This window comes from Alphaproteobacteria bacterium (genome assembly GCA_015231795.1).
Classification (GTDB): Bacteria; Pseudomonadota; Alphaproteobacteria; order Rhodospirillales; family WMHbin7; genus WMHbin7.
In genome coordinates this window covers 604182-627515 of sequence record JADGAX010000001.1, presented here as the reverse complement: position 1 = coordinate 627515, position 23334 = coordinate 604182, and the positions used below count along the sequence as shown (strand labels likewise).

22 protein-coding genes are annotated in these 23334 nt (G+C 60.9%); 14 read left to right on the top strand and 8 right to left on the bottom strand.

Annotated features, from left to right (window positions below):
* Positions 1-31: 31 nt before the first annotated feature.
* The 9 genes from HQL44_03030 to HQL44_02990 all read left to right on the top strand — a co-directional run bounded on the left by HQL44_03030 (position 32) and on the right by HQL44_02990 (position 9003).
* Complete coding sequence (locus HQL44_03030; GenBank protein MBF0267547.1) at positions 32-1870, top strand: 4Fe-4S dicluster domain-containing protein; 1839 nt, start codon at positions 32-34, stop codon at positions 1868-1870.
* Complete coding sequence (locus HQL44_03025; protein ID MBF0267546.1) at positions 1863-2477, top strand: indolepyruvate oxidoreductase subunit beta; 615 nt, start codon at positions 1863-1865, stop codon at positions 2475-2477. Before HQL44_03030 ends, HQL44_03025 begins: the two co-directional genes overlap by 8 nt.
* Before the next feature lie 76 nt (positions 2478-2553).
* Positions 2554-3234, top strand: a complete 681-nt coding sequence (locus HQL44_03020; GenBank protein MBF0267545.1) for a cytidylate kinase-like family protein — start codon at positions 2554-2556, stop codon at positions 3232-3234.
* Positions 3235-3246: 12 nt separating this feature from the next.
* Entirely contained in the window at positions 3247-3654 is a 408-nt protein-coding gene (locus tag HQL44_03015) for a pentapeptide repeat-containing protein (protein MBF0267544.1), read from the top strand.
* A gap of 9 nt (positions 3655-3663) precedes the next feature.
* The gene (locus tag HQL44_03010; GenBank protein ID MBF0267543.1) at positions 3664-4239 is read left to right on the top strand and encodes a D-sedoheptulose 7-phosphate isomerase; all 576 of its coding nucleotides are present in this window, start codon (positions 3664-3666) and stop codon (positions 4237-4239) included.
* Positions 4239-5705, top strand: coding sequence for a D-glycero-beta-D-manno-heptose-7-phosphate kinase (gene rfaE1 / locus HQL44_03005; protein MBF0267542.1), 1467 nt, complete (start codon positions 4239-4241; stop codon positions 5703-5705). Before HQL44_03010 ends, rfaE1 begins: the two co-directional genes overlap by 1 nt.
* A gap of 184 nt (positions 5706-5889) precedes the next feature.
* Positions 5890-6231, top strand: coding sequence for a ribosome-associated translation inhibitor RaiA (locus tag HQL44_03000; protein ID MBF0267541.1), 342 nt, complete (start codon positions 5890-5892; stop codon positions 6229-6231).
* Positions 6232-6349: 118 nt separating this feature from the next.
* Positions 6350-7381 carry an ABC transporter permease gene (locus HQL44_02995; protein MBF0267540.1) on the top strand — a complete coding sequence of 344 codons (1032 nt, stop codon included), beginning with the start codon at positions 6350-6352 and terminating at the stop codon, positions 7379-7381.
* Positions 7378-9003, top strand: a complete 1626-nt coding sequence (locus HQL44_02990; protein MBF0267539.1) for an ABC transporter ATP-binding protein — start codon at positions 7378-7380, stop codon at positions 9001-9003. Before HQL44_02995 ends, HQL44_02990 begins: the two co-directional genes overlap by 4 nt.
* 357 nt (positions 9004-9360) lie before the next feature.
* Here HQL44_02990 and HQL44_02985 read toward each other — a convergent pair whose 3' ends face one another.
* From HQL44_02985 to HQL44_02975, 3 genes are all read right to left on the bottom strand, one after another.
* The gene (locus HQL44_02985; GenBank protein MBF0267538.1) at positions 9361-9783 is read right to left on the bottom strand and encodes a hypothetical protein; all 423 of its coding nucleotides are present in this window, start codon (positions 9781-9783) and stop codon (positions 9361-9363) included.
* A gap of 125 nt (positions 9784-9908) precedes the next feature.
* Positions 9909-10865 carry an acetyl-CoA carboxylase carboxyltransferase subunit alpha gene (locus HQL44_02980; protein MBF0267537.1) on the bottom strand — a complete coding sequence of 319 codons (957 nt, stop codon included), beginning with the start codon at positions 10863-10865 and terminating at the stop codon, positions 9909-9911.
* A gap of 13 nt (positions 10866-10878) precedes the next feature.
* A complete protein-coding gene (locus HQL44_02975; GenBank protein MBF0267536.1) occupies positions 10879-11418 on the bottom strand; it encodes a response regulator in 540 nt (179 codons plus the stop codon).
* Between the two features lie 35 nt (positions 11419-11453).
* On the opposite strand from HQL44_02975, the gene HQL44_02970 reads away from it, so the two are divergent.
* The gene (locus HQL44_02970) at positions 11454-12974 is read left to right on the top strand and encodes a M48 family metalloprotease (GenBank protein ID MBF0267535.1); all 1521 of its coding nucleotides are present in this window, start codon (positions 11454-11456) and stop codon (positions 12972-12974) included.
* A gap of 99 nt (positions 12975-13073) precedes the next feature.
* Positions 13074-14054, top strand: coding sequence for a GTP 3',8-cyclase MoaA (moaA, locus tag HQL44_02965; GenBank protein MBF0267534.1), 981 nt, complete (start codon positions 13074-13076; stop codon positions 14052-14054).
* Positions 14055-14057: 3 nt separating this feature from the next.
* Here the strand turns inward: moaA and HQL44_02960 are convergent, their stop codons facing one another.
* Positions 14058-14420, bottom strand: coding sequence for a response regulator (locus tag HQL44_02960; GenBank protein MBF0267533.1), 363 nt, complete (start codon positions 14418-14420; stop codon positions 14058-14060).
* A gap of 573 nt (positions 14421-14993) precedes the next feature.
* Here HQL44_02960 and HQL44_02955 point away from each other — a divergent pair.
* Positions 14994-16769, top strand: coding sequence for a PhnD/SsuA/transferrin family substrate-binding protein (locus HQL44_02955; protein ID MBF0267532.1), 1776 nt, complete (start codon positions 14994-14996; stop codon positions 16767-16769).
* 11 nt (positions 16770-16780) lie between these two features.
* Here the strand turns inward: HQL44_02955 and HQL44_02950 are convergent, their stop codons facing one another.
* Genes HQL44_02950 through HQL44_02935 form a run of 4 tightly spaced genes read right to left on the bottom strand, consistent with a single transcriptional unit; the run spans position 16781 to position 21055 of the window.
* Complete coding sequence (locus HQL44_02950; protein ID MBF0267531.1) at positions 16781-17380, bottom strand: 2-hydroxychromene-2-carboxylate isomerase; 600 nt, start codon at positions 17378-17380, stop codon at positions 16781-16783.
* A 38-nt stretch (positions 17381-17418) separates the two neighbouring features.
* The gene (locus HQL44_02945; GenBank protein ID MBF0267530.1) at positions 17419-19071 is read right to left on the bottom strand and encodes an acyl-CoA synthetase; all 1653 of its coding nucleotides are present in this window, start codon (positions 19069-19071) and stop codon (positions 17419-17421) included.
* Positions 19065-19967, bottom strand: a complete 903-nt coding sequence (locus HQL44_02940) for a DMT family transporter (protein ID MBF0267529.1) — start codon at positions 19965-19967, stop codon at positions 19065-19067. Before HQL44_02940 ends, HQL44_02945 begins: the two co-directional genes overlap by 7 nt.
* Positions 19967-21055 carry a hypothetical protein gene (locus HQL44_02935; protein MBF0267528.1) on the bottom strand — a complete coding sequence of 363 codons (1089 nt, stop codon included), beginning with the start codon at positions 21053-21055 and terminating at the stop codon, positions 19967-19969. The genes HQL44_02940 and HQL44_02935 overlap by 1 nt, the downstream gene beginning before the upstream one ends.
* A 94-nt stretch (positions 21056-21149) precedes the next feature.
* Here HQL44_02935 and HQL44_02930 point away from each other — a divergent pair, with 94 nt between their 5' ends.
* Both HQL44_02930 and miaA read left to right on the top strand, forming a co-directional pair.
* Entirely contained in the window at positions 21150-22385 is a 1236-nt protein-coding gene (locus tag HQL44_02930) for a DUF1015 domain-containing protein (GenBank protein ID MBF0267527.1), read from the top strand.
* Positions 22378-23316, top strand: a complete 939-nt coding sequence (miaA, locus tag HQL44_02925) for a tRNA (adenosine(37)-N6)-dimethylallyltransferase MiaA (GenBank protein MBF0267526.1) — start codon at positions 22378-22380, stop codon at positions 23314-23316. The genes HQL44_02930 and miaA overlap by 8 nt, the downstream gene beginning before the upstream one ends.
* Positions 23317-23334: the final 18 nt, after the last annotated feature.

Genomic DNA, 23334 nt, shown 5'->3' with positions numbered 1-23334 from the left:
GAAAGCCCTGCCCCCCGCCGGAACACGTCTGATGATGTCCGGCAACGAAGCCGTCGCGCGTGCCGCCTGGGAGTCCGGACTAGCCCTGGCTTCCGCCTATCCCGGCACCCCTTCGACGGAAATTCTGGAAGAACTGACCCAATATCCCGATTTGAACGCCCAATGGGCGGTCAACGAAAAGGTGGCGCTGGAAGTGGCCATCGGCGCGGCGGTGGCCGGGTCGCGCTCGCTGGCCGCCATGAAGCAGGTGGGCGTCAATGTGGCGGCCGATCCCTTGATGAGCCAGTCGCTGGCGGGCGTGGTGGGCGGTTTGGTTCTCGTGGTCGCCGACGATGTGGGCCTTTCATCCTCGCAGAACGAGCAGGACACGCGCTTCTGGGGCCGTTTCGCTCATATTCCCGTGATGGAACCCGCCGACGCCCAGGAAGCCTTCGAGATGACGAAGGCCGCCTTCGATCTGTCCGAAAAATTCGAGACCATCGTCATCTTGCGCCTGACCACCCGGGTTTGCCATGTGAAGTCGCTGGTCACGGTGGGCGAGCGGCGTCCACCCAACAGCGAGGGCGGATTTACCTATGACCCCAATCGCTGGGTGCTGGTCCCCTCTACCGCCAAGCGCCGTCTTCCCTTGCAGGCCGAACGCGAAAAGGCCCTGAAGGCCGAAAGCGAAAGCAGCCCCCTGAACGTCGTCGAGCAGGGGAGCGACAAGCGCGTCGGCTTCGTGACCTCTGGCCCAGGCTATCTGCATGTGAAGGAATCCTTCCCCGACGCCCCGGTGTTGAAGCTGGGCCTGTCGCATCCGGCCCCTTTCGAAATCATCCGCGCCTTTGCGGGCACGGTGGAACGTCTGGTGGTGGTCGAGGAAACCGAGAAGCTGCTGGAGACCGAGCTCAAGGCCGAGGGCATCGGCTGCACGGGCAAGGACATCCTGCCTTCGAACGGCGAGTTGGCGCCTGAAATTCTTATCCCGGCGATTGCCAAGTTCCTGGGCGAGCCGGTGCCGGTGCGCAAGCTGGCGCATGATTCCTCGCTGGTCTTTCCGCGCCCGCCCACCATGTGCGTGGGTTGTCCGCATCTGGGCGTTTATTACACGTTGTCCAAGCTGCGCCGTCAGGTCACCATTTCCGGCGACATCGGCTGTTATACGCTGGGAGCTCTTCATCCTTGGAAAGCCCTGGACACCACCACCTGCATGGGCGCTTCCCTGACCATGGCGCTGGGCCTCGACAAGGGCCGCCTGCCCAAGGACGCCGACAAGTCGGTGGTCGCCGTCATCGGCGATTCCACCTTCCTGCATATGGGCATTCAGGGCCTGCTCAATCTGGTCTACAACAAGGGCAACGCCACGGTTCTGATCCTCGACAACCAAACCGTCGGCATGACCGGCGGGCAGGATCATCCCGGCACCGGCAAGGATGCCTATGGCATGCCCGCCCCCAAGGTGGATTTCATCAAGCTGATCGAAGCGCTGGGCGTGAAACCCGAACGCATCCACAAGATCAATCCCTATATGATGCCGGTCCTTTTCAAGACACTGAAGGACGAGATGGCCATCCCCGAAGTGTCGGTGATCATCACCGACCAGCCATGCGTGCTGATCGAGGATCATCAGCGTTTCGCGCCCTATACGGTGATCGAAGAGGCCTGCACGGGCTGCGGCAATTGTTTGAAAACCGGCTGTCCGGCCATTCTGGTGCGTAAGCGCGAGACGGTGGCGAAGAACGGCAAGGATCAGGAACTGGCCTTCGTCGATATCGACATCTCGGGCTGCACGGGCTGCGGCTTGTGCACGGAAACCTGCGGACCCGACGCCATCAAGCGGATGATGCCGCCCACCAAGACGTCCAAGGAGGCCCAGGCCCATGGCTGAGAGCGCAATCACCAACGTCTTGCTCTGCGGCATCGGCGGACAGGGCGTTTTGACGGCTTCCGAGATCCTGGCCGAGGCGGCGATCGCCGCCGGTCACGACGTCAAGAAAACCGAAGTGGCGGGCATGGCCCAGCGAGGCGGCGTCGTCACGTCGCATCTTCGCTTCGGCCCCAAGATCTTCTCGCCCGCCATTCCGCCCGGTCAGGCCGATGTGCTGCTGGCCTTCGAACTGGCCGAAGGGCTGCGCTGGATTTCACATCTGAAACCATCGGGAATCGCCCTTGTGAATACGATGCGCGTCATCCCCCCCGTGGTGTCGACCGGCCTGTTCAGCTATCCGGTCGATCCACTGGCCGACATCCGGGCCTCGGGGACGCGCATGGTGCCCATCGATGCTGGCGGAATCGCCAAGGAATTGGGCAATGCCCGCTTGGTCAATTCGGTCATGCTGGGGGCGGTGGCCGGAGCGTTGCCCTTTGCACCCGATTCGGTGAAGGAATGTCTGGTCAAACGCTTCTCGGCCAAAAAACCCGAGCTTGGCGTGTTGAATGCCCAGGCGTTCGAAGCGGGGCGCGCGGCTGCTGCTGCAGGTGCGAAGGCGGCCTAGCCGGAGGCATTCTTGCATGTTAGGATAGGCCGTCCACCAAGACCTGAACGGTCACAAAAAAAGGAATTCCCGCACCATGCCTAATTTCCAAAGCGCCCTCCAGGCCATCGTCTCCTCGGTCGCCATTCCCGGCGGCGGGCAGGAGGCCAAGGAAGGGCAACGCTATGTCATCTGCATTTCCAGAGATTACGGTTGCCGCGGCGAGTTGATCGGCAAGAAGCTGGCCGAGAGCCTGGGCGTGCGCTACTTCTCGAAGGAAGTCCTTGAGAAGATCATCGAACGCACGCATATGGACCCCCATGTCGTGAAGACGCTGGAGGAAAAGGTCCATAAGGCGCGCGATCTGTGGCTGTACTCGCTGTTCACCGGCCAGGACGCCAGCGCCGACACCTATAAGCGCCACATGGTCAACATCATGCTGTCGCTAAGCCGCGTCGGCGGCGTCATCATGGGGCGCGGCGGCCATGTCATTCTGGGCCACACCAAGGCGCTTCGCGTGCGCCTGATCGGCGCCCTGGACAAGTGCGCCGAGCGCGTCGCCCATGAAGACGGCATCGGCGTCGAAGACGCCAAGAAGCTCATTCAGGAACACAACGCCCAGCGCGGCAAATACGTGTGGGAAATGTTCCATTCGCGCCTGAACGATCCGGCCGCCTTCGATCTGGTGGTGAATGTCGATCGTCTGGGCGACATCGACCACGTTACCGCTATGTTGGCCGATGCGGTCAAAGCGGTGACCGAGGGTGAAAACATCTGAAAGGACCCGCTGATGAACGCCGCCGAACTGAAGGACATTCTTGAAGAGCATACGCAATGGCTCAGGGGCGGCGATACGGGGCAGAGCTATGGAAAGCGCGCCGATTTTGCCGGTCAGGACCTGCGCGGACTAGACATGACGGGGACGGACCTGCGTCATGCCGATTTCCGCGAGGCCGACTTGTCCAATTGCAAGCTCGACCGGGCCATTCTGTCGGGATGCAATCTGACCGGCGTACTGTTGCGCAACGCCTCGTTGAGGGGTGCCCTGCTTGAAGGGGCCGATCTGTCGAACGCCGACTTGCGCATGGCCGATCTGTTGGGGGCGCAGTTGACCGGGGCCGATTTCTGGCGGGCCAATCTGAATGGTTGCCGCATCCGGGCGGAAGTTCTGCATGCCGTTTTGCGCTGCCGGAACTGATTTGGCGACATGAGCGGCGATACCCTGTTCTACGACGAGATCGAACGCCACGCCCACGCGCTGGCGGCGGTTCGCGATTCCCTGTCCGAGCCGTTCTCAGCGCTGGTGGCGGTCTGCCGGAAGTCCTTGGACAATGGCGGCAAGCTGATGTTTTTCGGCAATGGCGGTAGTGCCGCCGATGCGCAGCACTTGGCCACCGAACTGACCATCCGCTATATGCGCAACCGCAAGGCCATCGCCGCCCTGGCGCTGACCACCGACACATCTTGCCTGACCGCCTGCGCCAACGATCTGGGGTTCGAACTGATCTTCGCCCGCCAGATCGAAGCCTTGGCCCGGCCTGGGGACGTGGCGATCGGCATCACCACATCGGGCAACAGCGCCAATGTCACGTTGGCGCTGGAAGCGGCCAAGGCGATGGGTTGCGTCGCCGCCGGTCTGTCCGGGCGCGACGGCGGAAAGCTGGTGGGGTTGGCCGATCCCTTGTTGATCGTGCCGGTCCATGAAACGGCGCGCATTCAAGAAATGCACATCCTGATCGGCCATATGCTGTGCGAAGCGCTCGAGCGCGAGGCCTTGTCCTGATGACCGATCAATCGCAACTGGCGGCGCAGGTGGCCGATCTGAAGGACGTGCCCGTGCTTGTGGTAGGCGACGTCATGCTGGACCGTTACGTCTATGGCGACGCCGTGCGCATTTCGCCCGAAGCGCCCATTCCCGTTCTGTCCATCGATCATGAAAACGCGATGCTGGGCGGGGCGGGCAATGTGGTGCGCAATCTGGCCGCCATCGGCGCCAGGGCTGAATTCGTCACCGCCATCGGCGACGATGCGTCCGGGCGCGAGGTGCGCCATCTGCTGGAACAGGAGAATGGGGTTACGCCCAGGCTGGCTGTCGAAGCAGCGCGCAAGACCTCGATCAAGACCCGCTTTTGCGCTGGAAATCAGCAATTGCTGCGCGCCGACCGCGAAACCGTGGGGCCGCTGTCGAAGGGCGGCCAGGACGACGTGCTGGAAGCCGTCGCCAGGGGCCTGAAAGACTCGCGCATCTTGTTGCTGTCGGATTACGGCAAGGGCGTGTTGTCGCCTGCCTTGTTGCCGCAACTGATCGAACTGGCGCGCTGTGCCGGACGGCCCGTGGTGGCCGATCCCAAGGGCGTCGATTTCTCGCGCTACCGGGGTGCTACCTTGCTGACCCCCAACCGGCGCGAACTGGCCGAAGCGACCCATATGCCGGTGAAAAGCGACGAGGACGTGGTGGCGGCGGCCAAGCATCTGATGGCGGCCTGCGGCGTCTTGAATGTGCTGGTCACGCGCAGCCAGGATGGCATGACGCTGGTCGAATCCTCGGGCGCCGTGCATCACCTGAAGGCCGAGGCCAGGGAGGTGTTCGACGTCTCGGGGGCTGGCGATACCGTGATCGCCACGCTTTCGGCGGCCTTGGGGGCGGGCTTGCCCTTGGTGTCGGCGGCCAGGCTGGCCAATGCCGCTGCCGGAATCGTGGTCGGCAAGGTGGGCACGGCCATCGTGCATCCCGAGGAACTGGTGGCCGCCTTCCATCATCAAGATTTGTGGCAGGCTGAGAGCAAGCTGGCCTCGCTGGAACAGGCCAAGGAGCGCCTGAGCGCTTGGCGTCTGAAAGGCTGCAAGATCGGCTTTACCAACGGCTGCTTCGATCTGTTGCATCCTGGCCATGTGTCGTTGCTGGCCCAGGCCCGCGCGGCTTGCGACAAATTGGTGGTGGGGTTGAACAGCGACGCTTCGGTATCGCGCCTGAAGGGACCCACGCGCCCTGTGCAATCGGAAGCCTCCCGCGCCGCCGTTCTGGCCTCGCTGGCCTCGGTCGATCTGGTGGTGATTTTCGGAGAAGACACGCCGCTGGCGCTGATCGAGTCCCTGAAACCCGAGCTTCTGGTCAAAGGATCGGATTATACGGTCGACAAGGTGGTGGGCGCCGATCTGGTGCAGAGCTGGGGAGGGCGCGTCCTGCTGGCCGATCTGGCCCAGGGGCACAGCACGACGGCGACCATCGCCAGGATGAAATCAGAATAAAAACAGTTGGTTGGCGACGATTTTCGGCGTCAAGCCCGATTTAATCATGACTTCGCCCCGCAAGGGGCACATAATTAAAGGCAGCCTCCGTTCGAGAGGCGTTGCCTTCCTCTGGCGCATGGGGTATTCAGTTCCGCCCTTTCCGACCAACGGGAAGACAGGTTTAGATTCCAAGGAGACGTTGATGCCAAATTCCGTGCAAATCTCATTTCACGGCATTGATCATTCCGACGCGGTTGAAACCCGCATTCGCGAGAAGGTCGCCAAGCTGGAGCAGTTTTGCGATCGGATCACCGGCTGCCGGGTCACCGTCGAGATGCATCATCGCAACACCTCCAACCTGCATCACAAGGGTGAACCGTACCACATCAACATCGACATCACGGTGCCGGGCGACAAAATCGTCGTCAAGCGCGCCCCCAAGGACCCGCATGTCCATGAAGACATCGGCGTGGCCCTGCGCGACGCCTTTTCGATCGCCGAGCGCCAGTTGAAGGACTACACCCGCAAGCAGCGGGGCGAGTAAGTTCCAAGCAGGCCGCGCCTCCCCATAGGGGGCGCGGCAGCCTTGCCTCCCTTTCATTTTGCGCGGACCCCGCCGTTGCGCTCTTTCACAAAGCGTCGGCTTCGGGTACATCTGTCTCATGCGCATCAGGCTAAGCCCCATCACGAAACGGCGCCTGGGCCAGTTTGCCGCCAACCGGCGCGGCTACTGGTCGCTTTGGCTGTTTCTGGTCTTGTTCCTGTCCACCCTATTCGCCGAACTGATCGCCAACGACCGCCCGCTTGTCGTGCGCTATGAAGGGGCGTTTTACGCTCCCGTTCTCTTCGACTATCCGGAAACGGCCTTCGGGGGCGATTTTCCCACCAGCGCCGATTACCGCGATCCCTTCATCATCGAGCGCATTTCGTCGAACGGCTGGGCGGTCTGGCCGCCGATCCGTTTCGGCAACGCCACCATCAACCGCGATCTGCCGGTGCCGGCACCAGCGCCGCCCTCGTCCGTGAACTGGCTGGGCACCGACGATCAGGGCCGCGACGTGTTGGCGCGGCTGATCTACGGTCTGCGCGTCTCCATTCTGTTCGGCTTGCTGCTGACGGCGCTTTCCTCGGCGGTCGGCGTGGCGGCAGGGGCTGTGCAGGGCTATTTTGGCGGCCTTGTCGATCTGTTCTTCCAGCGTTTCCTGGAAATCTGGGGAAGTTTGCCGCAACTGTTCATCCTGATCATCGTCACCTCGGTGCTGGTGCCGGGATTCTGGACCTTGCTGGCCGTGCTGCTGCTGTTCTCGTGGACGGCGCTGGTCGGCGTGGTGCGGGCCGAGTTTCTGCGCGGGCGCAATTTCGATTACGTGCGGGCGGCCAGGGCGCTGGGGGTGGGCGATTTCGCCATCATGTTCCGCCATGTCCTGCCCAACGCCATGGTCGCCACCTTCACCTTCACGCCCTTCATCCTGTCCAGTTCCATCGTGGCCCTGACGGCGCTGGATTTTCTGGGGCTGGGCCTGCCGCCCGGCTCGGCTTCGCTGGGCGATCTGCTGCGCCAGGGCAAGGAAAATCTGCAAGCTCCCTGGCTGGGCATTACCGGGTTCGTTTTGCTGGCCCTGCTTTTGACCCTGCTGGTCTTCGTTGGCGAGGCGGCGCGCGACGCCTTCGATCCCAGGAAATCGAAGACATGACGACTTTGATCGAGGTTGAGAATTTGTCGGTCTCTTTCGGGCGAGGCGAGTCCGAGGTGAAGGCCGTGCGCGGCATTTCATTCTCCTTGGCCAAGGGCGAGACGTTGGCCCTGGTGGGCGAATCCGGTTCCGGCAAATCCGTTTCCGCTCTGTCGATTCCCGGCTTGCTGCCTTATCCGAAGGCTTGGCATCCCACCGGCGCCATCCGCTTCGAGGGCCAGGACATTCTGAACGCTTCCGAAGATGCGCTTCGCCATTTCCGCGGCGCCAAGGTGGCGATGATCTTCCAAGAACCGATGACCTCGCTGAACCCGTTGCACGCCATCGGTCGCCAAGTGGGCGAGGTGCTCGAATTGCATAAGGGCCTTAAGGGCGCCGAAGCCGAAGGGCGTGTGATCGAACTGCTCAATCTGGTGGGCTTGAGCGAGGCCGCCAAACGTCTGAACGCTCTTCCGCATGAATTGTCGGGCGGACAGCGCCAGCGCGTGATGATCGCCATGGCGCTGGCGGGCGAACCCGATCTGCTGATCGCCGACGAGCCGACGACGGCGCTTGACGTCACCATCCAAGCGCAAATCTTAAAGCTGCTGAAAGAGCTTCAGGCCCGTTTCGGCATGGCGCTGTTGATGATCACCCACGATCTGACGCTGGTCAGGCGCATGGCCGACCGGGTGGCCGTGATGACCAAGGGAGAGATCGTGGAAACCGGACCGATGGCCGAGGTTTTTTCCAATCCCCAGCATCCCTACACGCAGAGCCTGATCGCATCGGAACCCAAGGGAACGCCGGGGATGGTGGCTGCCAACGCTCCCAAGGTGATGGAAGGCCAAGAGATCAAGGTTTGGTTTCCGATCAAAAAGGGCGTCTTCAAGCGCACGGTCGGCCACATCAAGGCGGTGGACGGCCTGGATGTCGCCGTTCGCGAAGGCGAAACCTTGGGCGTGGTGGGCGAGTCTGGTTCCGGCAAAACCACCCTGGGTCTCGCGCTTCTGAGACTGGAACGTTCAAGCGGCGCCATCCGTTTGCAAGGCAAGGCGTTGGATGGTCTTTCAAGCCAAGCCTTGCGCCCCTTGCGCCGCGAGATGCAGATCGTTTTCCAAGATCCGTACGGCGCGTTAAGCCCGCGCATGAACATCGCCGACATCGTGGGCGAGGGGCTTGAACTGCACAAGATCGGGCGCACCATTCCCGAACGTCGCGGTTTGATCGCCGAGGCCTTGAGCGAAGTGGGGCTTGATCCGTCGATGATGGAACGCTATCCGCATGAATTCTCGGGCGGCCAGCGCCAGCGCATCGCGATCGCCAGGGCCTTGGCGCTGAAGCCGAAATTCCTGGTGCTGGACGAGCCGACCAGCGCGCTTGACCTGACCGTGCAGGCGCAGATCGTCGATCTTCTTTTGAAGCTGCAGGCACGCTATCGCTTGGGCTATCTGTTCATCAGCCACGACCTGCGCGTCGTCAAGGCGCTGTCGCACCGCATCTTGGTGATGAAGGACGGCAAGAAGGTGGAAGAGGGCGAGGCGGGCGCCATTTTCGACAACCCGCAAGCCCCCTACACCAAGGCGTTGATCGCGGCGGCTTTCACGCTTGATAGTGACGCGGCGGCGGCGGACTGCCGCTGATCAACCGCCAAAGTGCTATCAAGCATCTCTCGAAATTCGTCATCTAAATCCCCCATCCGTCCGATGTCCCTGATAGCCGTCATTCTAACGGCCCAATGATGGCGAGATTACGTAAGGAATTGCGGCAAGAAAGTGACGAAGGTCACAAGGGGAGGATTTTGTCTCTTCGACGTATCATGTGGACTTGCCAATCTTTCAACTCATCGTCATGCCCGGCCTTGTGCCGGGCATCCACGCCTTGCCTTCAGATATTTTCGAAGCAACAACGTGGATGGCCGGGTCAAGCCCGGCCATGACGGATTGAAACATGGATCAAATTCCACTTCCAACGTCGAAGGTCAAAGAGTTATTGAAAACTCATTCCTTCATATTGAAGCTGGGGGACGGATGGCAAGAAACGCCGTCCAGAATCCAGCCGTCGCCTTGGCGGATCATTTTGTAGGTGGCGACGATGTCGCCGCCGCGCGGCCATCGATATGAAATGACGGCCAACGAGCCGCTGGCTTTTTGGGTTTGATAGAGATAGGCCTCGTCGCTCAAATCCTGGGCGCAGGACAATGGGTTGAAGCCAAGCCCGCAAAGCTCGCCTTCCAGATATTTGCCTTTGCAGTTTTTCTGCACGCTCAGCGTTTCCGCCTTGGCCCAGGCCGATTGCAGACCCTTGCTGACAGTCTGCCCGTATTGGCGATCCTTGCTTTTATTGCGCCAGGGGGCCTTGACGGCAAAGTCGACATAGCCTTCGTCGCGCTCGGACATGCGGATGATGGCGTCAAGCGCCATTTCCGCTTCCGTCGTGGCTGGATGGAAATTAGCGCTTGCGGCGCTTGCGTCATTTGCTTGTGCAAGGACGGTAACTGCGACGGCGACAAGCGCCGATAGGGAAAAGGCTTTGCGGCGGGGTGCTATCAATGCCCGGGCGCCGCGCGGCCCATGTCGATGAACTTCTCGCGCCTGCGCGAACGAAGCACACCGCCTTCCAGGCCGGAAAGATCCCTAAGCGCGCTTTCGATGGCGTCGCCCAATGTCTTCATGGCGACGTCCGGGGCGCGGTGCGCGCCGCCCAAAGGTTCCGGCACCACCTGATCGATAACGCCCAGCTTCAGCAGGTCCTGGGCGGTCAGCTTCAAAGCCTCGGCGGCGTCCTTGGCCTGATCGCCCGAGCGCCACAGAATCGAAGCGCAGCCTTCCGGCGAGATCACCGAATAGATGGCGTGTTCCAGCATCAAGACCACGTTGCCGGTGGCGATGGCGATGGCGCCGCCCGATCCGCCCTCGCCGATCACCGTCGAGATATAGGGCACGCGCAAATCAAGGCCGGTTTCGATGCAGCGCGCAATCGCCTCGGCTTGACCCCTGGCTTCGGCATCGACGCCGGGATAGGCGCCGGATGTATCGACGAAGGACAGGAGCGGCAGCCTGAACTGATTGGCCATCTGCATCAGCCGCTTGGCCTTGCGATAGCCTTCGGGCTTGGCCATGCCGAAATTGTGCTTGATGCGGCTGTCGGTGTCGCGCCCCTTCTCCAGGCCGATCACCACCACCGAACGGCCATTGAAGCGGCCCAATCCGCCTACGATGGCCTTGTCTTCGGCAAAGGCGCGGTCGCCCGAAAGCGGCACGTAATCCTCGATCAGGGCTTGGATGTAATCGCAGGCATGCGGACGTTCGGGATGGCGGGCCACCTGCGTTTTCTGCCAGGGGGTCAGCTTGGCGTAGGTCGAGCGCAGCAGCTTCTCGACCTTGGCGTTCAGCTTGGACACTTCCTCGGCGATATTGATGTCGCCAGCGTCGGTCAGATGCCGAAGCTCCTCGATCTTGCCTTCAAGTTCAGCAATCGGCTTTTCGAAGTCGAGAAACTGCATGGACTCTGACCGGTCAGATGTGGCTGGGCAGGGTGACGATTTGAAGCCAGAACACGCCAATCGACTGCACGACGGCGATGAACTTGTCGAAGTCGACGGGCTTGACGATGTAGGCGTTGGCTCCCAACTCGTAGCAGCGCAGGATGTCGGCTTCCGATTCCGATGTGGTCAGCGCGATCACCGGCAGGCGATGCAGCTTGGGGTCCTTGCGAATCTCTTCCAGCACCTCGCGCCCGTCCTTCTTGGGCAGGTTGAGGTCCAGCAAAACCAGATCGGGCAGGCCCGCCTGGGCGTGCGATCCCTGACGGCGCAGATAATCCATGGCGTCGGCGCCGTCCAGGACATGATTGATGCTGTTCAGGACATGCGAGTCCTTGAAGGCTTCAACCACCAAACGGGCGTCCGCCATGTTGTCTTCGACAAGCAATATCTCGATCGGTCGCACTGGAACTGAAACTCCGCCGGAAAAAGGCCATAATCTTGATTGGAAAATAGGGATGTTGACCTGTGAAGTCGAGGGAAAGTTTGCATCCCCGTCCCGGCGTATTAACATGAGATGCATGCAAAAGAGGAAAGGGTGAGACTCTGATGTGCGATTGCAACGAGATTGGGCGCCGCCGCCTGCTGAAGGGGTTTTTGTCCGGTTCCGCTTTGGCGGGGCTGGCACCTTGGTGTCTAAGCGGTTGCAGCGTCAACCCGGCCACAGGACAATCCAGCTTCACCGGCCTTTTATCGACCGATGAAGAAAAGAAGATCGGCAGCGAACAATTTCCCTCATTAGTAAGTGAGTTTGGCGGCGAATACAAGGATGCGCGCGTCAGCAGCTACCTGACTTCCTTGGGAAACGAATTGCTCCGCCAGTCGGAAACCCCCGACGCCAAATTCACCTTCACTGTTCTCAATTCGGACATTATCAACGCCTTCGCCTTGCCTGGCGGCTTCGTTTGCATCAGCCGCGGCCTGATGGCGCTATGCCAGGACGAGGCGGAATTGGCGGGCGTGGTCGGACACGAGATCGGCCATGTGGTGGCTAGGCATTCGGCTCAGCGCTACAGTTCCGGCATGGCGACCAATATCGGACTGATGGCGGCGGCCATCGGGCTTTCGGTGATGGGGGCGGGACAGGCCGGGCAGGGGCTGATGAATGTCGCCCAGTACGGCGCCCAGGCTTTCTTGCAATCCTATTCGCGCGAGCATGAAATGGAGGCCGATCTGTTGGGCCACCGCTACATGACCCGTTCCGGCTACGAACCCGACGCCATGGTCAATTTCCTGGCGAGTTTGCGCAAACATTCCCAGTTGCAGGCGCGCATGGCGGGCAAAAGCCCGGATGCGGTCGATCAGTTCGACATGATGGCCACCCATCCGCAAACCAAGGAACGCGTGGATGCGGCGGCAAACCGGCTGCGCAACCTGTCGGTGGCCAACGCCCGGCTTGAACGGAACCGCTATCTGGACATGATCAATGGCATGCTGTTCGGCGACGATCCCGAGCAGGGCATGATGAAGGGGCAAAGTTTCCTGCATCCCGCTTTGCGCTTCGGTTTCGACATTCCCAAAGGGTTCCGCCTGTCCAACAGCCCTTCCAAGGTGGTGGCCAGCCATTCAAAGGGGGCGATCATCATTTTTGACGGCGCCAAGCCGCGCGGCAATGGCAACATGTCCAGCTATATCGGCCGCGAATGGATGCCGCGCTCGAACGTGACGCAGTTGGAGGCCATTACCGTGAACGGCATGGAGGCGGCCACCGGGGTCACCCAAGGCCAGGCCAACGGACAGCCGGTTTACGTGCGGCTGCTGGCCATCCGCTATGACGCCAACCAGATCTACCGCTTCATGTTCGTCACCCCCAGAAGCCAGGCCAGCGGTTTCGAGGAGGATTTCAAGCGCACCACCTACAGCTTCAGGCGTCTGACCGCCGAGGAGGCCGCCCGGGTCAAACCCTTGCGTCTGATCGTCGTCAAGGCCCATGCGGGCGATACGCCCGAGCGGCTGAGCGCCACGATGCCTTTCAACGAATACAACGCCGATTGGTTCATGCTGTTGAACGACATCGATCCCGGCCAGCCATTAAAACCCGGCCAGACGATCAAGGTGGTGGCGGGATAAAACGCGCCATTCTTGGCATTCGTCAAGTTTTCGCCTGGGAAAAGCTGGTAAGCCTAGACCGATTGCCCATATTGTGGGGAACGGGACGGGACAAAGCCCATGCAGGATGCGTTCGGACGAAGGATCGACTATTTACGGGTTTCGGCGACCGACCGCTGCGATCTGCGCTGCTCCTATTGCATGAATGACGAAACGCGTTTCGTCTCGCGCCCGGAAATCCTGACACTGGAAGAGATCGAGCGTCTGTGCGCCCTGTTCATGCGCATGGGGGTTCAAAAATTGCGCATCACTGGCGGCGAACCCCTGATCCGGCGCAATGTCCTTAGCCTTTTCGAGAATCTTGGCCAATGGCTGGGGCGGGGCCTGTCCGAACTCAGCCTGACCACCAACGCCACCAGACTTGCGGACTATGCGAGCGGCCTGGCTCTGGCGGGGGTTAAGCGGGTCAATGTCTCGCTCGACACGCTGGACCCCGCCATCTTCAAGTCCATCACCCGCCAGGGCGATCTGGCCAGGGTGCTGGCTGGCATCAAAGCCGCCAGGGCGGCGGGCTTGCGCGTCAAGCTCAATTGCGTGTTGATGAAGGGCGTTAACGAACACGAGATCGCCAATCTGCTGGCTTGGAGCCACGAGCGCGGCTGCGATCTGGTGCTGATCGAGACCATGCCGATGGGCGAGGCGCGTTCCGATCTTTATCTGCCCCTGGATGCGGTTTTGGAACGTCTGTCGCAAATCTACCGGTTGGAAGAGACCGATGAACGCACCAACGGCCCGGCGCGCTATCTTAAGGTTCAGGAGACCGGCGGCAGGCTGGGGCTGATCGCCCCCTTAAGCCATCATTTCTGCGATTCGTGCAACCGCGTCCGTCTGACGGCGGCGGGAAAGCTGCATTTGTGCCTGGGGCGCGAGGACGGGGTCGATCTTCGTTCCCTGCTGCGGGCCAACGAAAGCGATCAGGCGATCGAAGACGCCATTCTGAACGCTCTGGCCGTCAAGCCCAGGGGACACGATTTCGTGGCGGGCGGCACTTTGTCGCAGGGGCCGGGCGCCGTGCGGGCCATGAGCGCCACGGGCGGATGATATCTAAAGGTATTTCTGGATGGTCGCGATGAAGGTGGCGACCGAGATCGGCTTGGTGATGTAAGCGTCGCAGCCGCCTTCCAGGATTTTTTCCTCGTCGCCCTTCATGGCGAAGGCTGTCACGGCAATGACCGGGATATCCTTAAGGTCGTCATCGGCCTTAATCATACGCGTGACGTCAATGCCTGATATTTCAGGCAGTTGGATGTCCATCAGGACCAAGTCGGGTCTTTGTTCGCGCATGATGCCCAGCACGTTCGCCCCCTCGCTCGTCTGAAGGGTGGCGTAACCATGTGCGGCCAGAAGGTCGCAGAACAGTTTCATGTTCAGTTCGTTGTCCTCAACAATGAGGATCGTTTTGGGCATAATCATCTCTAACTGGCTTAGGTCATGTCCCCCGCCTTCTTGATAATCGTAATTTGTGAAAAAACCAACAGCTTCCAAGATTGTATATAACCACAAAAATTTCGAGCCTTTGTTGCCCATCGTCAATTTAACCACAAGGACTTGTCAAAATATGAGCGCGGCGCACAAAAAAGTGGGCCGGGACAAGCCCGGCCCAAGTTTGCTCTTGAGGGAAAAGGATACCGGCCAGCGACACGGTGAACATCCAAACGGCGGTTTCGTCGCCCGCGGGGGCGGGCAGCCGCCGGAAAATCCTCCGGCCCGACAACCTGTATCCAGTCGCCATACTGCTCTAAGCACCGCCAGGGGGCTGTGATGGACGTCACAAGGAAAATTATTTTCGATTTTGCGGTCGGCTGGCATTCCGCGGCGTAAAGAACCGCGCCCTGCAACGTTGCGGCTTGCCGAATTTGCCGCATGGTTGCGTCCTGGCGCTTTCCGAAGCGGTCAGGTTGAGATAATGTGACAGTCATAAGAGAGCGGGGCAAATCCGCTCGTTAAATAAAATGCGGGGGCACGTTGCGTCTATCGGGCATGCTGGCGGGAGTTGGGCTGGCGGTAGCACTGCTGTTTCAGGCGAGTGCCGTCCGCGCTCAGGAAGAACTGAACCTGGGCATCTTCGCCTACAGGCCCAAGCCGGTTATGGTTGAGCAGTATCAGCCGCTGGTGGATCATCTCAATCGCTCGATTCCCGGCATCAAGATCAGAATGCTGGCGCTGGATATTTCCGAGATCGAAGCGGCGCTGGAAGCGGGCAAGCTGGATATGGTCTTTACCAATCCCAGCCATTTCATGCTGCTTCGCCATCGCAATCGTTTGACTGGCGCACTGGCCACGCTGGTATCGCTGGACAAGGGCATCGCGGTCAGCAGCCTGGGCGGGGCCATTCTGGCGCCTGCTGACCGTTCGGACATTCAGACGCTGAAGGATTTGAAAGGGCGCAAGATCGCCTATCCAGGAACCAAATATCTGGGCGGCTATCAGACCCAGGCCTATGAATTGCTGATGGCGGGCATTCATTTGCCTGATGACGCCAACCTTGTGAATGTGGGCGGGCACGACAGCGTCGTAAAAACCTTGTTGGCGGGCGGCGCGGATGCCGGTTTCGTCCGAACCGGCATTTTCGAGGCCATGATCCGCGAAGGAAGCCTGCCCGAAGGCCGCTTGAAACTGGTCAATCCGCAAAAACCACCGTCATTCCCATTTCTGGTATCGACGCGCCTTTATCCGGAATGGGCCTTTGCCGCTTTGCCTCATGTCAATGAGCGGCTGGTTCGCCAGATCGCCCGCGCGCTCTTCGATGTCGAGCCGGACAGCAAGGCCGCGAAGGCTGCCGGAATTCATGGTTTCACGGTCCCTGCCGATTATCTGCCGGTCGAAAATCTGGCCCGCGTCCTGCGCCTGCCGCCCTTCGAAGAAGCGCCGGAATTCACAGCCCATGATGTTTGGGAACGCTATTTCCCGGCCATTCTTGTAGGGCTTGGCGCCCTTTCGGTAATTGCCGTTCTGATGGTCTTTCTGGCGCTGGGCTATCGGCGCTTGAAGGTGGAGCAGGGGCGGGTTCTGGAAAGCGAGGCAAGGAGAAAGCGGGCCTACGAGCTTCTCAATCGCCAAGCCCAGGATTTGAAACGGGCCAATCAGGAATTGGAACAGTTCGCCTACGTCGCCTCGCACGATATGCGCCAGCCGCTTCGCATGGTGACCAGCTATCTCAATCTGATCAAGAAAAGGCTGGGTGAGCGGATTGATCCCGACATGGCGGATTTCATCGGCTTTGCCACCGACGGCGCCAAGCGCATGGATGCGCTGATCACAGGCTTGCTGGAATATTCCAGAACCGGTCGCAATCTCGAGCCGTTCCAGCCGGTCAGCCTATCGACTGTGGTTGCCGATGCGATTCAGAATCTCAAGGTCGCCATTGACGAAACCGCCGCTTCGGTCACACTGAAACCCGGATTGCCTTCCATCATGGGTGACCGGATGGAGCTGACGCGCCTGTTTCAAAATTTGATCGGCAACGCCCTGAAATACCATTCCCCCGAGCGCTCGCCAGCGATCGCTGTTGAATGGGAGGATATGGGCGATGCCTGGCGGATCGTCGTGGCCGACAACGGAACCGGTTTCGATCCCAAGCACAAGGATCGCATGTTCGCCATTTTCCAGCGTCTGGTTCCCGCCGATCACTGCGAGGGAACGGGAATCGGTTTGGCGCTGTGCCGCAAGATCGCCGAGCACCACGGCGGCTTGATCGACGCTGAATCGACGCCGGGCGAAGGCAGCCGGTTTATTCTGGTCTTTCCCAAGGCATAGAACGGGTCGTTCTACTTCTCCAGCGCCTTATCCAGAAAATCCAGCCGATCCTGACCCCAGAATGGTTCGCCGTTATAGACGTACCAAGGCACGCCATGAACGCCCTTGGCGATGGCCTCGGCGGTGTTGGCTTCCCATTGCAGATGGGCTTGCGAACCTTCTCCCGATTGGGCCAGCAAGCCTTTGCCGTCCAAGCCCTGTTCATCGGCAATGGCTGCCACCGTTGCCGCGTCGGCCAGATTGCGTTCTTCCTTCCACACGGCCCGCATATAGGCCAGCGAAAGCGCGCCCATGTCACGGCCCTGCCTGCCCGCCTCGATGGTCAGGCAGGCCGCCATCTGGTCGGGGACGGGAAAATATTTCGGCTGCGTATTCAAACCGAAATTGAGATGCTTGTTCCAGCGCTCGATCTCGACCAAACGATAGGCCAAGCGGGCCGGATGGCGGTCCTTGAACATGGTGCCGCCGGTGGCGGGAAACAGCTTGCCCAGATTGACCGGCTTGAAGTTGATGACGGCGTCATGGCGCTTGGCGATGTCTTGCAAGCGGGCATGACCGATGAAACTCCAGGGCGACACCAACGCATAGCAATAGTCGATCTGTTTGGTCATGCCAGCCTCCTGTTTTGGCGGTTTCTACGGCAGTATAGTCATTCTGATCGCTTGGCCTTTTCCATCTCGCGCAGGTCCTTGCGCTTGATCTTGCCGGTGGCGGTCATGGGCAGTTCGGTCACGAATTCGATCTCGCGCGGATAGGCGTATTGCGCCATGCGCGTCTTCACATGGCTGCGGATCGCATCGGCCAATGCCCGGTCGGCCTCGTGATCCTTCGGCTGGTGGCCCGGTTTGGTCACGATGAAGGCCTTGATGCTTTCGGTGCGCACCGGGTCGGGCACGCCGATCACGGCGGCCATGGCGACGGCCGGGTGGCGGATCAGGCAATCCTCGATCTCGCCGGGGCCGATGCGGTAAGCGCCCGAGGTGATCACATCGTCAGAGCGGCCCTGGAACCAGAAATAGCCGTCGATGTCGCGCACGCCCATGTCGCCGGTCAGCAGCCATCCATTGGCGAACTTGTCCCTGGTGGCGTCGGGGTTGTGCCAATATTCGAGAAACATCACCGGATCGCCTTGGCGGATGGCGATATGGCCGGGCGTTCCAGGCTGTTGGGGAATGCCGTCGTCATCGACGATCTCGACGTCGTGGCCGGGAATGGCGCGTCCCATCGACCCCTTGCGCACCTCCATCACCGAAGCGCAATTGCCGACCACCAGATTGCATTCCGTCTGGCCGTAGAATTCGTTGATCGTGACGCCGAAAGTAGATTTTCCCCAGTCTAGCAATTCCTCGCCCAGCGTTTCGCCACCCGATCCGATGCTGCGCAAACGAGGCTTGGCCGTGAAGGAACCCGCTTGGCGCATCAGCTTAAGCGCCGTGGGCGGCAAGAAGACGTTGCGCACGCCGTGGCGCGCCATCAGATGCATGGCGAAATCGGGATCGAATTTGCGCGCCCGGTGCGCCAGCACGGGAACGCCATGATGCCAAGCGGGCAGCAGCACGTCGAGCAAGCCGCCGATCCAGGCCCAGTCGGCGGGCGTCCAAAACAGGTCGCCGTATTTGGGGAAGAAGTCTTGCGGAAACTCCACGCCCGGCAGATGGCCCAGAAGCGTGCGATGGGCGTGCAAGGCGCCCTTGGGACTGCCGGTGGTGCCCGAGGTGTAAATGATCAGCGCCGGATCGTCGGCCAATGTGTCTTCGGGTGTGAATTGGTCCGAAGCACTCATCATGGCGGCCCAGAAATCGGTGACGCCGCCCTTGCCCTTGGCCCCCACCACCAGCAGATTGTCCAGGCGCGGCAGTTCGCTTTTCAGCGCCATCACCTTGTCGAGATTCTCCATGTCGGTGATCAAAAGCCTGGCCGACGAATCGGACAGGCGGTAGAGAAGCGCGTCTTCGCCAAACAAGGTGAACAAGGGAACCGCGATGGCGCCCAGCTTGTAGGTGGCGATATGGGCCAGCGCCGTTTCCAGCGATTGCGACAGAAGAATGGCGACCCGGTCGCCTTTTCGCACGCCCAATCCGTGCAACGCGTTGGCAAGGCAGTTGGACAGGCGCTTGATGTCGGCGAAGCTGTAACGCCCCACCTCGCCATTTTCCAGTTCGGTGATCAGCGCCGTGCGGTTGCCGTCGGCCCCCAGGCCGGCATGCTTGTCGATGGCGTCCACCCCGATATTGTAATGTTCGGGAATGTGCCAGCGGAATGTCCGGCATGTCTCTTCGTAGGAATGGCTGAGCTTCAGCATTTCGCAGCGTCCGGACGGTTGACCAGCCAGATTCCCGCCGCCACCAGGGCAAGGGCCGCCAGCAGCAGCGGCGTGATCGGCTCGCTAAGGATAATCCCTCCGGCGGCCAAACCGAAGAGGGGTGTGAGGAAGGTGAACGATGCCAGCCGCGCCGCCGGATAATGCGCCACAAGCCAGAACCAGGCCAGATAGCTGGCGAAGGCGACGATCACGGTCTGAAAAAGCAGGCAGCCGACGACAAGCGGCGACAGCATGGTTATGCCTGGTTCGCCCATCAGAATCGAGGCGGGAACCAGCGCCAAGGCCGAGACGGCCAATTGATAGAACAGGGTCTTGGCGGGCGAAATGCGGGCCAGCACCGTGGCCTTGACCAGCACCGTGGTCGCCCCCCACAAGATGGCCCCGGCCAGGGCCAGCAGATCGCCATACAGCATGGTTGGCGATGCCAATACCAACCCGTCGGCGAAGGCGATCACGATGCCCAGAAAGGCGCAACCAAGGCCCATGGCTTGCAGTAACCGCAGCTTTTCGTGGGGCAGGAAAAGCTGCGCGCCCAACGCCACCACGAAGGGGGCGGTATAGATGAAGATGATGCTGCGCGATGCCGTGGTGAAGGACAGGCCCCAATAGATGCACAGGAACTCCACGGCGAACAGCGTTCCCGCGATCAGGCCGGGCCATAGGCTTTGGTCGCGCGCCAGCAGTTTCTGGCCTCTGATCGTCATCCATATCCACAGCAAGGCTGCGGCGCCTGTCGAGCGGATACCCGCCTGCATGACCGGCGAGACGCCTTCGTTGGCTAGTTTGATCGATACTTGCTGCAATCCCCACAGCAGGCACAACAGGGCCAGAAGCGCCATCGCCGACATATTCAGATGGGTTCGCCTGTGGGGCATCAATTCAAGGGATAGATAGTTTCGAAATAGCGCCAGCCGCCGGTCTCGTCGAACATCACGCCGTCGAAGCCCAGATCCATGATCCATTTGAGATAGCGGCCCAGGATGTCTTTCCATTCCTTGTGCCGGTAATCGACGGTGAAACGGTCGGGATTGGATGGGTCGGCGGCGACCAGCCATGCCGGGCTGCCTTCCTTCCAGGTCGGCTGCCAGTAGGGCGCGCCGGCATTGGCGTAGGTCAGCGGCAGGCGGGCGATCACCTTTCTGGGGCTGCCGATCTTCTTGAACTTCAGCTGATAGATTTCCTGCTTGGTCAGGGGTTCTTGCGCAACGCCCTGGGCGACGTCGAGAATCAGCAGGTCCTGGTTGGTTTCGACCAGGGCGAGAACCGCCTTGGACTTGGGTCCGAAGCGCTTGGTGTCGAGAACGGCCAGGAAATTCCTGGCGTCGTCCAGGCTTAGGATCGGCCTGGGGTTTTCGCCGGGCGGCCTGCCCGAGGGAATCATGTTCAGTTCGGTCATGTCCACGGCGACATAGGGGATGGCCCCCAATTTCCTGGCGTTGGTCAAAGCAAGATCCGCCGCTTGGCCCATGCAGAAATCGATGGTCAGCAGGCGCTTGCCCAGTTTCCTGAACTCGGAAAGCGTTTTCAGGCGGATCGTCTGCTCCTTGGGCGGCGCGTCGGCGCAAGACAGATTGTCTTCCACCACCCCGTCGATGGCCCTGGCCAAGGGGCGCATCAGCCCATGCATGGGAACTCGCTTGTCGTCGTCGATCTTGGGATTCACGATCTCTTCCAGGATGTATTCCCAGTAATCCTTTTCGAGAATGGCCGCACCGTCGCGCAGCAGAACCTGGAAATTCTTGTCGCGTTTGTGGGCGTAAAGCGACAGTTCCATCAAAATGACGCGCAACTCGGCCCTGAAATCATAGGGCTTGTCGGGATTGACCGGAGCCATCGCCTCAGGCGCGGGCTGGGCGTCCTTCAATTCCTTGCCTTGGGCGCGGACTTGCCCTTGGGCAGGCGCCTGGGCCTGGACCGCGGGGGCCAGGGCGAGCAGCAGGGCGAGAAAAACGAAGAAGCGCATGGTCTTAGTCTAGCCGATACGGTTGGGCTTTCAAACCCTTGCATGAGGGGGCCGGACGGGCTAGACACGAGCCTTCCAGACAGGAGGTTTGCCCGTGTCCTTACCCCTTTTCCGTCCCTTTCCCGGCCTGCGCCCCGCCCCAGAACTGGCTTCCCAGGTGGCGGCCCCCCCCTATGACGTGCTGAACAGCGAGGAGGCGAGGGACCTGGCCAAGGGCAAGCCGCACAGTTTCTTGCACATCTCGAAGCCCGAGATCGATTTGCCCGTGGGGACGGACCCCTATGCGCCCGAGGTTTACGCCAAGGGGGCCGAGAATCTGAAGAAGATGATCGAGGCGGGCGTGATCAAGCGCGACCCCAAGCCCTGCTATTACGTCTATCGCCTTCGGATGGGCGACCATGTGCAAACCGGCATCGTGGCGGCGGCTTCGGTGGCGGCCTATGACGTCAACCGCATCCGCAAGCACGAATTCACCCGCCCCGACAAGGAAGACGACCGCGTGCGCCAGATCGACAGCGTGAACGCCCAGACCGGCCCGGTGCTGCTGGCCCATCGCCCGATCAAGGCGGTCAGCGACATCGTCGCCCGCGTCACGGCCTTGCCCGCCGCCTATGATTTCGCGGCCCATGACGGCATTGGCCATGCGCTGTGGGTGATCGATCAGGACGCCGACATCAAAACCGTGACCGACGCTTTCGAGGCGCAAAATGCCGTCTACATCGCCGACGGCCATCACCGTTCGGCCGCAGCTTCGCGCATCGCCAAGGCGCGCTCGGGCAAAGGCGGCGAAGAAGCCGCCCACAACTCGTTCCTGGTTGTGTCCTATCCCATCGATGAAATGCGCATCCTTGACTACAACCGCGTGGTCAAGGATTTGAACGGCATGAGCGAGGCCGAACTGCTGGAGAAACTCGCCAAGACGTTTAAGGTCGAGGAGACGAAGGCCCAGGCCAAGCCGCAGACCAAGCGCCAGATCGGCCTGTATCTGAAGGGGCGCTGGTTCCTGATGACGCTGAAGGCCGAACCCCAGGGGCTTGATCCCGTGCAGTCGCTGGATGTCAGCTTGCTCACCGATCTGGTGCTGGCACCTTTGTTCGGCATCGAGGATCTGCGCAAGGACAAGCGCATCGATTTCGTGGGCGGCAAGCGCGGCCTTGGCGAGTTGGAAAAGCGCGTCGATTCCGGCGAAATGGCGGCGGCTTTCGCGCTTTATCCCACCAGCATGGACGATTTGGTTTCGGTGGCGGACGCCAATCGGGTGATGCCGCCCAAATCCACTTGGTTCGAACCCAAGCTGGCCGACGGCATGGTCTCCAACCCGCTTGACTGATCCGTCCTTAAAGCCGGTTCTGGTCATCGCAGGTCCGACGGCTTCGGGCAAGTCGGGGCTGGCGATGCAGGCCGCCTTGGCCTTCGGCGGCGCGATCATCAACGCCGACGCGCTGCAAATGTATCGCGGCTTGCGCATCCTGACCGCAAGGCCATCCTTGGCCGACGAGGAAGCCGTGCCGCATCGGCTGTATGGCGTGCTGGAAGCGGAAGAAACCTGTTCGGCGGCCAGATGGGCCAAGATGGCGGCCGGAGAAATCGGCAAGGCGCATGAGGCAGGACGTCTACCCATCCTGACCGGCGGCACGGGCTTGTACCTGAAGGCTTTGGTCGAAGGTCTGGCCCCCATGCCGGACGTGCCCGATCCCTACCGGAACTCGGCCCGCGTGCTGGCGTCGGAAATCGGGGCGGCGGCTTTGCATGCCCGTCTGAAGGAACGCGACCCCGTGATGGCGGCCCGCTTGCGCCCCACCGATACCCAGCGTTTGACCAGGGCCTGGGAGGTGTTGGAGGCGACTGGCCGTTCGCTGGCCGACTGGCAACTGATGAAGGGCAAGCCCTTTCCTGCCCGTTTCGTCAGCCTGTTCGTGATGCCTGAACGCGAGGAGTTGTACCGTTCCTGCGACGCTAGATTCTTGAAAATGCTGGAAATGGGCGCCATGAACGAGGCCGCCTTCTATCAAGATGCACCGATTGACCTGCCCTTGTTGCGCGCCCTGGGCCTTAAAGAACTGATTCGCCATCTGAAAGGCGAGATGTCGCAGGACCAAGCCGTTGCCTTGGCCCAGGCCGCCACCCGCCATTACGCCAAGCGCCAAGTGACTTGGTTCAGGCACCAAATGCAACCCAGCCATGTCCTGCCCGCGCAATTTTCGGAAAGTCTGTGGCCAAAAATCTTTCCAATTATTCGCGACTTTCTGTTGACCGACTAGACGCTTAAGTCTAGTCTC